Origin of the sequence: Microcella humidisoli (assembly GCF_024362325.1) — a bacterium.
Classification (GTDB): Bacteria; Actinomycetota; Actinomycetes; order Actinomycetales; family Microbacteriaceae; genus Microcella; species Microcella humidisoli.
In genome coordinates, this window is record NZ_CP101497.1 from 820,332 (window position 1) to 833,750 (window position 13,419).

The window sequence follows — 13,419 nt, forward strand, 5'->3', positions numbered from 1 at the left end:
CTCGTACACTGGGAGTCGTGAGCCCCTGGATTCAGTACTCCCTCGTGCGTCTCGGCCTGTTCGGCGTGAGCTTCGGGCTGCTCATGGCCGTGAGCCTCGACTGGTGGTGGGCGGCCATCATCGCCACGATCATCGCGATGACGGTCTCGTACATCTTCTTCTCCTCGCTGCGGGATGCCGTGGCCCTCGACCTCGCGGCCCGCCGCGAGCGCCCCGCCGCCGACCCAGATGCCGAGGCCGAGGATGCGGCCGCCGACGAGCGTGCCGACGACGCCGCCGAGGACGCGGCTCGGCCGTAAGCACCTCGTAAGGCCCTCCCCCTGCGCACCGCCGTCCTGTCGGCCTACAGTCGGATCACGGCCGCGGGCGCGGTCGCGAGAGGAGTGACGCAATGACGACGAGGACCACGATCGCCGCGGGGGCGGCCATCGCGCTGATGATCGGGCTCGGGGGATGCTCGACCAGCGCACCGCTCGACGTCGCTGCGCCCGTCGCCACCGCGCCCGCTGCCGAACCGAGCGAACCCGCACCCTCCGAGGCCGTCGACGACGCCGAGGCCGAGCCGGTCGCCGCACCGGGCGAGTACCTCGACTACTACGACGGCGCGATCGCCGAGACGCCGGGCCTCAAGGTGCTGTTCTTCCACGCCTCGTGGTGCCCGAAGTGCCGCGCCCTCGATGAGGACATCGAAGCGAACGCGATTCCCGACGGGATGACGATCTTCAAGGTCGACTTCGACACGGCCAACGACCTGAAGCAGCGCTACGGCGTGACGCTGCAGACGACGATCGTGTACGTCGATGATGAGGGCGAGCTGCTGACGAAGGGCGTGCTCTACGACGACACGACGCTCGACGCCCTCATCGCCGCGGCTCCGTAGGGCCGGGCCGTGGAAGGACTGGTCGTCGTCAGCCTGCTCGCGGGCGTGCTGACCGTCGCGGCACCGTGCGTGCTGCCGCTGCTGCCCGTGATCGTCGGCGGCGCGATCGTCGCGGACGACGCGGATGCGCGCCGCGCGCGCTGGCGTCCGTTCGTGATCGCGGCATCCCTCGCCGTCAGCGTCATCGTGTTCACACTGCTGCTCAAGGCGACGACGGCGCTGCTCGGCATTCCGACGCAGGTGTGGCAGGTGATCTCGGGCGTCATCGTCATCCTGCTCGGCATCAATCTGCTGTTCCCGAGCCTGTGGGAGCGCGTGTCGACGCGGCTCGGTCTCGGCGACCGCAGCAATCGCGCGCTCGACGCATCGGTGCAGCGGCAGTCGGTGGGCGGCGACATCCTCACCGGGGCGGCCCTCGGCCCGGTGTTCAGCAGCTGCAGCCCGACCTACGCGCTCATCGTCGCAACCGTGCTGCCGGTGTCGTTCGCCGAGGGGCTGCTGTACGTGACGCTCTACGCGATCGGGCTCGCCGTGCCCCTGTTGCTCATCGCCCTCGCCGGGCGCTCGGCGGCGCGCCGGCTCGGGTGGCTCGCCGACCCGCGCGGCTGGTTCCGGCGCTCGATGGGCGTGCTGTTCCTCATCGTGGGCATTGTCGTCATCATCGGCGCGGACAAGGCGCTGCAGACGCTCATCCTCGACCTGGGCTGGTACGACCCCATCGCCGACCTCGAGGGCGTGCTGCAGGGTGGCTGAGCCGGCGCGCACCGATCGGCCGCTCGACGGGCGCCGCGTGCTCGTCGTCGACGATGACCCGACGCTGCTCGAGATCGCCGCCACCTACCTCACGGCCGCGGGCGGCACCGTCGACACGGCCGCCGACTCCGTGACGGCCCTCGAGCTCGCGGCTTCGCGGCTGCCCGATCTGGTCGTGCTCGACAGGATGATTCCGGGCGTCGATGGCCTCACCGTTGCCCGGCGACTGCGAGCGGCCTCGGCCGTTCCCATCATCATGCTGACGGCCCTCGGTGAGCCCGAGCACCGCATCGAGGGCCTCGAGGCGGGGGCCGACGACTACCTCGGCAAACCGTTCTCGCCGCGCGAGCTCGTGCTGCGTGTCGAAGCGCTGCTGCGGCGCACGAATCCGACTGAAGCGCCCGCGGGCGACGTGGTGCTGGGCCGGCTGCGGATCGATGCCGAGCGACGTGAGATCTCGCTCGACGGTGAGCCGCTGACCTTGACGGTGCGCGAGCACGACCTGCTCGCCTACCTCGCCCGCCGCCCGGGGCGCACCGTCTCACGCGAGCAGCTGCTCGCCGACGTGTGGGGATGGACGATCGGCGACGTCTCGACGATCACCGTGCACGTGCGGCGGCTGCGCGAGAAGATCGAGGCCGACCCGAGCGCCCCCGAGATCATCGTCACTGTGTGGGGCGCCGGCTACCGGCTCGAGGCCGATGCCCTGCTGTCGTCGGAGGCACCCCGATGACCGCTCTGGACTATCTGCAGATCGTCGGCACCGCGGCCGCGGCCGCGGCCGTCACGGGTATCGCCGCCGCGGTGACGCTGCGGCTGGCCCGCCGGGCTCCGATCATCGTGCACGTCGTCGTCATCGTCGCAGCCGCCGTGCTCGCGGTCGCGGGCGGCATCGCCCTCACCGCCAACGCCATGTACATCAGCGAGTCCGACACGGCCGTGGCGCTCACCGTCACCGCCGCGAGCGGCATCGTCGCGATCGGCGTCTCGGTCGTGCTCGCGAGCGCGCTCTCGCGGGATGCCCGGGCCCTCGGCCGCGATGCCCGCCGCCTCGGCGCCGGCGAGGCCGTCGAGCCCGCCGACCGCTGCACGGCCGAGCTCGACGACGTGCAGGGCGACCTCGTGACCTCGAGCGAGCGCCTGCTCGCCGCGCGCGACGACGCACTGCGGTCGGAGCAGTCGCGGCGCGAGCTGGTGACCCGTATCGCCCACGACCTGCTCGCTCCCGTCGCGAGCATCCAGGCGATCGCCGAGCTGCTCGAAGACGGGCTCTCGGCCGAGCCCGAGCGGCATGCCCACCAGCTGGGGGCGCATGCCGCTCGCCTGCAGTCGCTCGTCGGCGACCTCTTCGAGCTCTCCCGCATCGACGCGGGCGCCCTCGCGCTCACGACCGAGACCGTCTCGCTCACCGATCTCGCCAGCGACGTCGTGGCCGAGTACGGCGAGCTCGCTCGCGCGCACGATGTCGTGCTGCGGTTCTCGGCGGCGAGCGGAACGGTCGCGCCGCTCGACGCCCGTCAGTTCAGCCGTGCCCTCGTCAACGTGCTCATCAACGCGATCGAGCACTCGCCCGCCGGTGGCACCGTGACGGTCGCCGTCATGGCCGACGCGCACGCAGCGATCGTCGCGGTGCGCGACGAGGGCCCGGGCTTCGAGCCCGGCGACGTGCCGCACGTGTTCGAGGCGGGGTGGCGCGGCACGAGCGCGCGCACAGCACCCCGAGTGGGCCTCGCGGGCGGCGCCGGGCTCGGCCTCGCGATCACGCGCGCCATCATCGAGGCGCACGGCGGCACCGCCACCGCCCATGCCTCGACCGAGGCGTCCGGCGCCGAGGTGCGGCTGCGCGTTCCGCTGGGGTAGGACCGTCGCCTAGAAGGCGATCGCGGCGGCGAGCCCGAGGCCCGTCAGCAGCGCCCCGAGCGAGGTGAGCTTGAGCGCGAGCACGAGCTCGCCCGGCGTCTTCGCGAGCAGCACGATGAGCGCGACGGGGGCCGTGATGAGCAGCGTGAAGTACACCGCCGGAGCCCACGAGAAGAGCAGGGCGAAGGGCACGAGCACGCCGTAGGCGCCGGCGAGCAGCACGACGAAGAGGATGCGGGCCGGGAGGTCGCCGATGCGCACGGCCAGCGTCTTCTTGCCGACCCGGGCATCCTGCTCGCGATCGCGGATGTTGTTGACGAGCATGATCGCCGCCGCGAAGCAGCCCGCCATGCAGCCGGCGAGCACGGCGTCGAGCGGCACCTGCTCGATCTGCACGTAGGTCGTGCCGACCGTGGCGACGAGCCCGAAGAAGAGGAAGGCCACGAGCTCGCCGAGGCCGAGGTAGCCGTAGGGCAGCTTCCCGCCCGTGTAGAACCAGGCCGCGACGAGCGCGACGGCCCCGATGGCGAGCAACCACCAGAGGCCGGTGAGCACGACGATCGCGAGCCCCGCGGCCGCGCCGAGCGCGAAGAACACGAGCGCGACCGTCAGCACGGTGCGCGGGCGAGCGGCGCCCGAGCCCGTCAGGCGGCTCGGACCGACGCGGTGGGCGTCGGTGCCGCGCACCCCGTCGGAGTAGTCGTTGGCGAAGTTGACGCCGATCTGCAGGAAGACGGCGACCCCGAGGCACAGCAGGGCGAGCGCCAGGTTGTAGCCGAGCGTGTAGTAGGCGACGGCGGTTCCGAGTGCGACGGGCGCGATCGCCAGGCTCAGGGTGCGCAGGCGCGCGCCCGCGATCCAGTCGCGCGCGGTCGCCTGCCGCACCTTGGCGGGGTTGCCGGATGCGGCGGTCGCCTTCGCGGGGTTCATGCGCTTGGTCTGCTTGCTGGCGGGCTTCTTCGCGCGCGCCTTCTTCGTCGTGGCCACGACCGCGAGTTTAGTGACCCGGGTTCGCGCGGCGCGCCGCGGCGAGCCGGTCGGGCTTGCCGCTGGGCAGCAGGGGCACAGTATCCACGGTCACAATGCGGTCGGGGCGCGCCTCGGGAGGCAGCACGGCACCGACGGCACGGCGCAGCGCGTCGAGCTCGGGGCGCGCGGTCGTCACGACCACGGGCACCTCACCCCACTCGGGGTGGTGGCCCGCGACGACGACGGCGTCGGTGAGCCCTGGCTGTTCGCGCACGATGCGCTCGACCTCGCCGAGGCGCACCTTGAGCCCGCCCGTGACGATGGTGTCGTCGATGCGGCCGGTGACGCGCAGCACACCGTCGACCAGTTCGCCCGCATCGTCGGTGCAGTACCAGCGCGCCCCGTCGTGCTCGACGAAGGTCGCCGCCGTGCGCTCGGGGTCGTCGAGGTAGTACTCGGCGAGCGTCGGTCCGCCGAGCTCGACGCGGCCGGCGGCGGAACAACGCACCTCGGTCTGCCCAATCGCGCGACCGTCGTAGACGACTCCGCCGCACGTCTCGCTCGAGCCGTAGGTGCGGGTGAGGTGCCAGCCGAGCGCGGTCGCGCGGTCGATGAGCGGGGCGGGCGTCGCCTGACCCCCGACGAGGATGCGCGCGAACCCGGCGAGCGCGCGCCGCAGGGCATCGTCGGCCTCGGCCTCGTCGACGAGCCGGCTGAGCTGCGCGGGAACGAGAGCGGTGTAGCGCACCGGGTCGTCCATCGCGGCGACGGCCTCGAGCACGCGCTCGGCGCTCAACCGTCCGGGTGGCACGGGAATCGGCGTGGTGCCGGCGGCGAGCGAGCGGGCCAGCACGTTGCTGCCCGCGATGTACTGCACCGGCAGCGCGAGCAGCCACTGGCCGGGGCCCCCGAGCGCACCCTCGCTTGCGGCGGCGCTCGCGAGCACAGCGTCGGCGGTCAGGGCCACGCGCTTCGGCCGCCCGGTCGTTCCGCTCGTCTCGACGACGAGCGCGATGCGCTTCTCGACCGTCAGTGGCGCGGTGTGCACGGGGTTGACCCCGCCGCCACGGAACAGCACGGCGGGCCCCTCACCATCGAGCGCGTCGCGCAACGCGGCGAGGCAGGCGAGCGGGTCAGCGGTGTCGACGACGGCGAGCGGGCGGGTCACGCGCCCACGCTACCCCGCGCGGCTGAGGCGCGGTCGGGTCAGGATGCCGCGGCTGCGGCGGTGCGGATCATCAGCTGGTAGGGCAGCTGCCGCTGCTTCAGCTGGTTGACCGTGCCGACGACGATGACGCCGGTGCGATCATCCCGGTAGAAGACCACGCCGGAAGCACCGGAATGCCCCTGGAACTCGAACGAGCGGAAGCCCGTGAGCACCGCGGGAAGTCGAAAGCGCATGACGCCCGTGCCGTACTCGAGCGGCGAGAAGATGCGGTGCCAGTTGATGAGCATCTCATCGAGCAGCTTCTTGTCGAACAGGCGGCCGTCGAAGAAGGCCTGCACGAAGGCAACCCCGTCGCGCAAGGTCGAGACCACGGCACCCTGGCCACCGCACGAGGCGAGCAGCAGGGGCAGCCGCAGGTCGCGGTCTGCGTACCGGATCACCGCCATCTCGTCGAAGCGATCGAGGGTGTCGGACGTGAACACGTAGGTGTGGTCGAGCCCGAGGGGGGCCGTGATGCGGGCGCGCACCGACTCGGCGAACGCGCGCCCGTCGAGGCGCTCGACGACGCCGTCGAGTAGCTGGAACCCGGTGTCGCTGTAGAGGCCGCGGCCTCGGCGGGCGGGCGTCATCGCGCGCGTCCACTCGACCACCTCGGCCTCGCCCCAGCCGAAGTCGCTCTGCAAAGCACGCTTGAGCGTCGTGGGGCCGTCGGGGCGGGGGCCTTCGAAGTAGTCGGCGAGCCCGGCGGTGTGGCCCAAGACCTCGCGCACGGTGATCTCGTCGCTGACGTCACGCCCGTTGTCGACGGCGAGGCCGGTGAGGTCGAGGTCGGGCAGGTACCCGGCGATCGGCGCGTCCCAGTCGAGCTTCCCTTCGTCGCGCAACTGGGCGAGGCACACGACCGTGAAGAGCTTGCTGACGCTCGCCACGAAGAATGGCCGGTCGAGATCGCCGTGCACGACGTCGAGACCGTCGGGGCTCACGACGCGCCAGAGCACCTCGCCGGTGCGGCGGTCGGCCGCGCTCTTCTCGATCAGGCGGTGGATGCGCTGCTCTCGTGTCGCCATCGGGCGGCCTCTCTGCTCAGGTGTTATCGCCGTTAACATGGGCGGGTCATGTCTAGCGCACTCATGTGTACACTGTCAACATGGTGGGCGATCGGAAGGCTGCGGGGTCGGCGGGCTCCCGCCCAGAACGCACCGCCTACCACCACGGTGCTCTGCGCGATGCGCTCGTCGACGCCGGTGAGGACCTGGCTCGCGCCGAGGGACTCGAGGGCGTGACCGTGCGGCGCATCGCGGCAGCGTGCGGCGTCAGCGCGGCGGCCGTCTACCGGCACTTTCCGAGCGGCGACCACCTCATCGCGGCCGTCGCGCAGCGGGCACGAGAGATCATGGCGCGCGACATGTTCGCCCGACTCGCCTCGGCTGACGGGCGCCCACCGATCGACCGCCTGCGCGAGGTTGGCGAGTCGTACATCGCCTTCGCCCTCGCCGAGCCGCAGTTGTTCTCGCTCGTGTCGATGCCCATGACGACACCGCCCGATCGACTCGACGACCCGAACGCGGCCGACCTCGTGCGCGACATCGTTCTCGAGCTCGAGCCGTCGGGCGAGGTCGACGAGCAGCGCGTGGCGAGCCGCATGATGCTCGCGCAGGCGAGTGCGCACGGCCTCGCCGTGATCCTGCGCGACTTCGTGCCCGACCCTGAGGCTCGCGCGATGCTCATCGCCGGGGTGCTCGGCCGCGTGGGCGTGGGGCTCGAGGCCTGAGTTCGTCGCTCCGGGCATCCATCAGGCCCGAATTGCAGGGCTGGGGCAACTCAGCCGCAATATGCGACCGATGGACGCCTCTCGATACACTCTGGACACCGCCAACACGAACTTGACTCAGCAGGAGACCGCTCGTGCCCAGCTTTTTGTCGCATGCATTAGCAGCCGTCACCGGCGGTCTCGTCGCTGCTCTCGTGGTGGTGGGCATAACGGTCACCATCCCGCAGGTCGCTGGTGTGCCCGGTGGAGCGCCCGGGCCTGCGGGCGCCGACGGTGCGGTGGGCGCGGAAGGTCCGGCAGGCGCACCCGGCGCCCCTGGTGCCGATGGTGCGACAGGACCCGCTGGTGCGACAGGAATGAGGGGAACCCAGGGACCCCGAGGCCCTCAAGGAATAGCGGGAGAACCTGGCCGTGCTGGTCCGGCAGGGCCGGCAGGGCCGGCAGGGCCGGCAGGGCCGGCAGGGCCGGCAGGTGAGCCCGGTCCCGCTGGGCAAGACCTCCGCAGTATTAGCGACTCGTTCTCGGGCACGATGCTCAGCAGCGGCAATCGATTCGACGTGGTGTCGGTCACCCTCCCTGCCGCGGGTCCGTACCAGGTGTATGTGACGGCGAGCGGTGGAGCGACGGCGACGATCAGCACCCCCCGCCTGCCCGCAACTCCGGCTTTCGGGTGCTCCCTGATAGGCGGCGGAGTGATCGACGCTCAGAGCATCGAGTGGAACCTCTGGACTGCCGGTGCAGCGAGCAGCGAGAACTGGGACTACGACTACGAGCTGACCACCACCACGGCCGTATTGGGCACCGTTGTGACAGCTCAGCCCGGGTCGACGATCACTCTTGAATGCGCTCCATCGCCCTCGGTGGCGGACCTGGATGACCAGTGGGTCGACAGGCTGACCGCGTCACTGATCTCGATCGCGGCTGTGCCGGTCGGCTGAGCGGCACAGCCGCCCCGTTTAGTACTGCCAGGGGAACGGCGACCAGTCGGGCGCGCGCTTCTCGAGGAACGAGTCGCGGCCCTCGACGGCCTCGTCGGTGCCGTAGGCGAGCCGCGTCGCCTCGCCCGCGAAGAGCTGCTGGCCGACCATTCCGTCGTCGGTGAGGTTCATGGCGTACTTGAGCATGCGGATGGCCGTGGGGCTCTTGGTGAGGATCGTCTCAGCCCAGTCGAGCGCCGTCGACTCGAGCTCGGCGTGCGGCACGACGGCGTTGACCGTTCCCATCTCGTAGGCGCGCTGCGCGTCGTACTCGCGAGCGAGGAAGAAGATCTCGCGCGCCACCTTCTGGCCGACCTGCTTGGCGAGGTAGGCGCTGCCGTAGCCGGCGTCGAACGAGCCGACATCGGCGTCGGTCTGCTTGAAGCGCGCGTGCTCGCGGCTCGCGATCGTCAGGTCGCACACGACGTGCAGCGAGTGCCCGCCGCCGGCCGCCCAGCCGGGCACGACGGCGATGACGACCTTCGGCATGAAGCGGATGAGCCGCTGCACCTCGAGGATGTGCAGGCGGGAGGCGCGAGCCGGGTCGACCGTCTCGGCCGTCTCCCCCTCGGCGTACTGGTAGCCGCCGCGCCCGCGGATGCGCTGGTCGCCGCCCGAGCAGAACGCCCAGCCGCCGTCTTTCGCGCTCGGCCCGTTGCCCGTCAGCAGCACGACGCCGACCTTCGGGTTCTGCCGCGCGTCATCGAGCGCCCGGTAGAGCTCGTCGACCGTGTGCGGGCGGAAGGCGTTGCGCACCTCCGGCCGGTCGAACGCGATGCGCGCGATGCGGCCCGACGTGTCGAGGTGGTACGTGAGGTCGGTGAGGTCGTCGAAGCCCGGCGCGACCCGCCAGCGCGCGGCATCGAAGGTGTCGGAGACGAACGGCTCGGCCATGCCGCCAGCCTACGCGCGCGGCGGTGACAGACTGGGGGCATGGATGCTCTGCCCGAGCTCGACGACGTGCTCGCCCGCCTCCACGTGGTGAGCGTTCCGCTCGTGACGCGGTTCCGCGGCGTGGACCGCCGCGAGGCCGTGCTGCTCGACGGCCCGAGTGGATGGAGCGAGTTCAGCCCCTTCCTCGAGTACGACGACGCGGAGGCGAGCTCGTGGCTTGCCGCGGCCCTCGACTTCGGCTGGCGCGACTCGAGCGCGCCGGCGGTGCGCGCGAGCATCCCCGTCAATGCGACGCTGCCGGCGGTGCCGCTCGATCGGGTCGCCGCGACCATCAGCCTGTTCGGCGAGTGCCGCACCGTGAAGATCAAGGTGGCCGAGCGCGGTGAGACGCTCGCCGACGATGTCGCCCGCGTGCGCGAGACGCGGCGGCTGCTGGGGCCGGCGGGGCGCATCCGGCTCGATGCGAACGGCGCCTGGACCGTGGACGAGGCTGAGCACGCCGTGCGCGCGCTCGAGCAGTTCGACCTCGAATACGTCGAGCAGCCGTGCGCGACGGTGCCCGAGCTCGCCGAGCTGCGGCGGCGCATCCACCGCATCGACGTGCTCGTCGCGGCGGACGAGAGCGTGCGCAAGACCGCCGACCCGCTCGCGGTGGCCCGCGCCGGCGCCGCCGACCTGCTCGTCATCAAGGCGGCGCCGCTCGGCGGCATCGACCGCGCCCTGGCGATCGTCGCCGAGGCCGGGCTGCCCGCCGTGGTCTCGAGCGCCCTCGACACGAGCATCGGGCTCGCGATGGGCGCCGAGCTCGCCGCCCGTCTGCCCGAACTGCCCTACGACTGCGGGCTCGGCACGGCAGCCCTCCTCGCCGACGACGTCGCGGCCCCGCCGCTGCGCCCCGACGACGGCACGATCGCGATCGGGCGCGTCACCGCCGATCCGGATGCCCTGCGCCGCCTCGCCGCCGACTCCGAGCGCACCGCCTGGTGGCGCGATCGCCTCACGCGGTGCCACGCCCTGCTCGCCCGCTAGTCAGAAACTGCTCACGCGGCGGCACCGGCGCAGAGTTACGCTCGACTCACCCCCGCCGATCAGAAGGAGCCCTCATGCGCCGTGCCCCGCTCGCCCTCACCGCTTCGACCGCGGCGCTTCTGCTGCTCGCCGGATGCTCGGCTCCCGCCGACGCCGACCCCGAGGTCGACCCCGACGCCGCCGGCGAGTCGGCCGAACCCGACGCCCCCACCGACCCGACCGACCCGGCCTGTCTCGTCGGCGACTGGCGCATCACGCAAGACCAGATGCAGAGCTTCTACGATGCCGTGTCCGGCTCGACCGAAGGCCTCGCCCTCACGATCGAGGGCGACACCGGGTTGAGCTTCACGACCGACAGCTACGTCTACACGCCCTCGTTCACGCTGTTGCTCGACATCGCCGGCGTGCAGGGCCAGGGCGTGACGACGGGCAGCATCGGCGGCTCGTACTCGGCGACCGAGGGTGTCATCACGACGACGGTCGGCGACAACAGCCTCGAGACGATCGTCACGATCGCGGGCGTCACGCAAGACGCGTCGAGCGAGCTCGGCGCGATCATCGCGAGCGACCCGATCAACCAAGCGCCCTTCGACTGCTCCGATCCGGATGCTCCGGTGCTGCAGTTCGACACGGGCAGCGGCCGCACTCCGGTCGCGCTGACCCCCGCCGGCTGAGCTGAGGCCCGGGCCGGGCTACCGAGGGTGCGGGGCGGACGCGTGCGCCCGCCCCGCACCGGCTCGACTAGAGGGTTCCGGCGTTCAGGCGCTTCTGCAGCGCCGTGACCGTCTTCGGGCCCACGTCGCCGTCGACGTCGACGCCCAAGTGCTTCTGCAGCGCCTTCTTGCTCTGCGGGCCGAAGACGCCGTCGGCGGTCACGCCGAGCTTCTTCTGCAGGGCCTTCGTGGTCGCCGGGCCGAAGACACCGTCGATCTCGACACGCAGCGCCTTCTGCAGCACCTCGGTCGTGCGCTTGCCCCACTCGCCGTCGATGACGAGGGGCGTGATCGGCTTGACCGAGTCGCTCGCCTCCTTCTTCTCGGCGGCGGCCTCGGTCTTCTCCTCGGCCTCGGCCTTCTCGGCGCGAGCAGCCTTGGCCTCTTCGAACGCCTTCTCATTGCGGGCCTGGATGCCGGCCTTGCGGGCCGCGTCGCTGCGGGCCTGCTTCGCCGCGTCGTCGTCGTCGATCTTCGCCATCGGTGCTCCTCGGGTTTCGGCCCGCTGCGCGCCGGATGGCACGCTCACGCTGGGCACGGTGGCGTCACGCTAGCACAGCGGAACGACGGCCCTACAGCCCGGAATAGCTGTGCAGGCCCTTGAAGAAGAGGTTGACGATCGTGTAGTTGAAGACGACCGCCGAGAAGCCGATGATGGCGAGCCAGGCCGAGCGGTCGCCCCGCCAGCCGCGCGTCGCGCGAGCGTGGATGTAGCCGGCGAACAGGGTCCAGATGATGAAGGTCCAGACCTCCTTGGTGTCCCAGCCCCAGTAGCGGCCCCAGGCGCGCTCGGCCCAGATAGCGCCGGCGATGAGCGTGAAGGTCCAGAACACGAAGCCGACAACGTTGACGCGGTACGCGAGCGACTCGAGCGTCGACGCGCCCGGCAGGGTGTCGAGAAAGCGCAGGCCCTCGGCCTTGCGCACCTCGCGCTGCGTGCGCAGCAGCTGCATGATCGAGAGCCCGGCGCCGATCGCGAAGAACGCCGTGGCGAGCGTGGCCACGAGCACGTGGATGACGAGCCACGCCGACTGCAGCGGCGGCGGCGTCGGCACGACGTCGACGTAGAAGTTGACGGTGACGATGCCGAGCGAGAGCAGCGTGAAACCCGTGATGTAGGCGCCGAGGAACCGCAGGTCCTTCCAGAACTGCGCCAGCAGGAAGACGCCCATGCCCATCGCCGTGGCCGTGAGGCCGAACTCGAACATGTTGGCCCACGGCACCCGCTCGGCGGCGACGCCGCGCAGCACCGTGGCACCGAAGTGCAGCACCCAGCCGAGGATCGCGAGGGCGAAGGCGACGCGCTGGTAGCGGGTGGCGCCCGTGGGCGCAGCATCCGTCGTCGTCGTCCGCACCGCGGTGGCGACGCCGCCCGCCTGCTGGGCCGAAGCGGAGCCGGCACTGGCGGCGGCAGGCGCGGGCTGGGCCGCGCTGCGCTTCGCGAGGTCGAAGGTGAAGAGGATGAACGCGAGGGTGTACACGCCCATGGCCGAGTAGACGGCGACGAGCGAGAGGGCGACGAGGTTCTCCATGAGGGCTCCAGCTTAAGCGCGGGATGCTGAGAACGAGGTCGATCCGGGCCCTTCGACCCTGCCGCCGCCAAGCCAGCCCTGCCAGACTGATCAGATGCCTCGCACGCCCTCTGCCACCGCGCCCGCAGCCCCCAAGAAGAAGACCGTCAAGAAGGCGATGTCACCGCGCACGGCGCAACTGATCGCTGTGGGCGTCGTCGTCGCGTTCCTCGCCGCGATCGTCGCCATCCTCATCTCGACGCTCGGCACCCCGGCGGCGGATGACGCGCTGCCTGAGCCCAACCCGAGCGCCGCGGCCGAGGTGGTGCGCGCCGACTCGCACGCGCTCACGAGCCCCGCCGACCCCGAGGTGACAGTGGTCGAGTTCCTCGACTTCCAGTGCCCGGCCTGCGCCGTCGCAGCGGGCGCCATCGCCGAGCTGAAGGCCGAATACGGCGACCGTGTCGCGATCGTCGTGCGCAACTTCCCGCTCACGAGCATCCACCCGCATGCGGTGGATGCGGCGCTCGCGTTCGAAGCCGCCGCAGCCCAGGGCGCCACGGTCGAGATGTACGAGGCGCTGTTCAGCACGCAGCAGCAGTGGAGCCCAGCCTCGGGCTCGCAGGCCGCGACGTTCCGGCAGCTCGCCGACGACCTCGGCCTCGACCTGGCCGAGTACGACCGCGTCGTCGCCGACCCGGCGACGCTCGAGCGCATCGCCCGCGACCGCGACGACGCCGTCGGCCTCGGGCTGCAGGGCACGCCGAGCTTCTTCGTCGACGGCGAGCCGGCGGCGATCGCCTCCTTCGACGAGCTGCGCGCACTCGTCGAGGCCAAGCTCGACCAGTAGCCGGACTCGACCCGTAGCGTTCGACGCACAACCGCGCTCGAGGG

At 71.5% G+C, this 13,419-nt stretch carries 16 protein-coding genes; 10 read left to right on the forward strand and 6 right to left on the reverse strand.

What is annotated here, in order from left to right:
* Window positions 1-17 precede the first annotated feature (17 nt).
* The 5 genes from NNL39_RS03885 to NNL39_RS03905 all read left to right on the forward strand — a co-directional run bounded on the left by NNL39_RS03885 (window position 18) and on the right by NNL39_RS03905 (window position 3,493).
* Window positions 18-299, forward strand: a complete 282-nt coding sequence (locus tag NNL39_RS03885; RefSeq protein WP_255160386.1) for a DUF4229 domain-containing protein — start codon at window positions 18-20, stop codon at window positions 297-299.
* A gap of 92 nt (window positions 300-391) precedes the next feature.
* Complete coding sequence (locus tag NNL39_RS03890) at window positions 392-880, forward strand: thioredoxin family protein (RefSeq protein ID WP_255160387.1); 489 nt, start codon at window positions 392-394, stop codon at window positions 878-880.
* A gap of 9 nt (window positions 881-889) precedes the next feature.
* Entirely contained in the window at window positions 890-1,633 is a 744-nt protein-coding gene (locus tag NNL39_RS03895; RefSeq protein ID WP_255160388.1) for a cytochrome c biogenesis CcdA family protein, read from the forward strand.
* Window positions 1,626-2,366, forward strand: coding sequence for a response regulator transcription factor (locus tag NNL39_RS03900; RefSeq protein WP_255160389.1), 741 nt, complete (start codon window positions 1,626-1,628; stop codon window positions 2,364-2,366). The genes NNL39_RS03895 and NNL39_RS03900 overlap by 8 nt, the downstream gene beginning before the upstream one ends.
* The gene (locus NNL39_RS03905) at window positions 2,363-3,493 is read left to right on the forward strand and encodes a sensor histidine kinase (protein ID WP_255160390.1); all 1,131 of its coding nucleotides are present in this window, start codon (window positions 2,363-2,365) and stop codon (window positions 3,491-3,493) included. Before NNL39_RS03900 ends, NNL39_RS03905 begins: the two co-directional genes overlap by 4 nt.
* A 9-nt stretch (window positions 3,494-3,502) precedes the next feature.
* Here NNL39_RS03905 and NNL39_RS03910 read toward each other — a convergent pair whose 3' ends face one another.
* From NNL39_RS03910 to NNL39_RS03920, 3 genes are read right to left on the reverse strand one after another with little or no spacing between them, the layout of a single operon-like run.
* Window positions 3,503-4,480, reverse strand: a complete 978-nt coding sequence (locus NNL39_RS03910) for a 1,4-dihydroxy-2-naphthoate polyprenyltransferase (protein WP_322972926.1) — start codon at window positions 4,478-4,480, stop codon at window positions 3,503-3,505.
* A gap of 10 nt (window positions 4,481-4,490) precedes the next feature.
* A complete protein-coding gene (locus NNL39_RS03915) occupies window positions 4,491-5,630 on the reverse strand; it encodes an AMP-binding protein (RefSeq protein ID WP_255160391.1) in 1,140 nt (379 codons plus the stop codon).
* A gap of 38 nt (window positions 5,631-5,668) precedes the next feature.
* The gene (locus tag NNL39_RS03920; RefSeq protein ID WP_255160392.1) at window positions 5,669-6,697 is read right to left on the reverse strand and encodes a serine hydrolase domain-containing protein; all 1,029 of its coding nucleotides are present in this window, start codon (window positions 6,695-6,697) and stop codon (window positions 5,669-5,671) included.
* Between the two features lie 80 nt (window positions 6,698-6,777).
* On the opposite strand from NNL39_RS03920, the gene NNL39_RS03925 reads away from it, so the two are divergent.
* Together NNL39_RS03925 and NNL39_RS03930 are read left to right on the forward strand one after the other, a co-directional pair.
* Complete coding sequence (locus NNL39_RS03925; RefSeq protein WP_255160393.1) at window positions 6,778-7,401, forward strand: TetR/AcrR family transcriptional regulator; 624 nt, start codon at window positions 6,778-6,780, stop codon at window positions 7,399-7,401.
* 530 nt (window positions 7,402-7,931) lie between these two features.
* On the forward strand, window positions 7,932-8,339 hold the full coding sequence (locus NNL39_RS03930) for a hypothetical protein (protein WP_255160394.1): 408 nt from the start codon (window positions 7,932-7,934) through the stop codon (window positions 8,337-8,339).
* Window positions 8,340-8,357: 18 nt separating this feature from the next.
* Here NNL39_RS03930 and NNL39_RS03935 read toward each other — a convergent pair whose 3' ends face one another.
* Window positions 8,358-9,272 carry a 1,4-dihydroxy-2-naphthoyl-CoA synthase gene (locus NNL39_RS03935; protein ID WP_255160395.1) on the reverse strand — a complete coding sequence of 305 codons (915 nt, stop codon included), beginning with the start codon at window positions 9,270-9,272 and terminating at the stop codon, window positions 8,358-8,360.
* A 39-nt stretch (window positions 9,273-9,311) separates the two neighbouring features.
* Between NNL39_RS03935 and NNL39_RS03940 the strand changes: the two genes are divergently transcribed.
* Both NNL39_RS03940 and NNL39_RS03945 read left to right on the forward strand, forming a co-directional pair.
* Window positions 9,312-10,301, forward strand: coding sequence for an o-succinylbenzoate synthase (locus NNL39_RS03940; protein WP_255160396.1), 990 nt, complete (start codon window positions 9,312-9,314; stop codon window positions 10,299-10,301).
* A gap of 74 nt (window positions 10,302-10,375) precedes the next feature.
* Window positions 10,376-10,975, forward strand: coding sequence for a hypothetical protein (locus tag NNL39_RS03945; protein ID WP_255160397.1), 600 nt, complete (start codon window positions 10,376-10,378; stop codon window positions 10,973-10,975).
* 67 nt (window positions 10,976-11,042) lie between these two features.
* On the opposite strand, the gene NNL39_RS03950 is transcribed toward NNL39_RS03945, so the two are convergent.
* Together NNL39_RS03950 and ccsB are read right to left on the reverse strand one after the other, a co-directional pair.
* Entirely contained in the window at window positions 11,043-11,495 is a 453-nt protein-coding gene (locus tag NNL39_RS03950; protein ID WP_255160398.1) for a peptidoglycan-binding domain-containing protein, read from the reverse strand.
* Between the two features lie 91 nt (window positions 11,496-11,586).
* Window positions 11,587-12,546 carry a c-type cytochrome biogenesis protein CcsB gene (gene ccsB / locus NNL39_RS03955; RefSeq protein WP_255160399.1) on the reverse strand — a complete coding sequence of 320 codons (960 nt, stop codon included), beginning with the start codon at window positions 12,544-12,546 and terminating at the stop codon, window positions 11,587-11,589.
* A 94-nt stretch (window positions 12,547-12,640) separates the two neighbouring features.
* On the opposite strand from ccsB, the gene NNL39_RS03960 reads away from it, so the two are divergent.
* Window positions 12,641-13,375 carry a DsbA family protein gene (locus NNL39_RS03960; protein WP_255160400.1) on the forward strand — a complete coding sequence of 245 codons (735 nt, stop codon included), beginning with the start codon at window positions 12,641-12,643 and terminating at the stop codon, window positions 13,373-13,375.
* The last annotated feature ends 44 nt before the right edge of the window (window positions 13,376-13,419 follow it).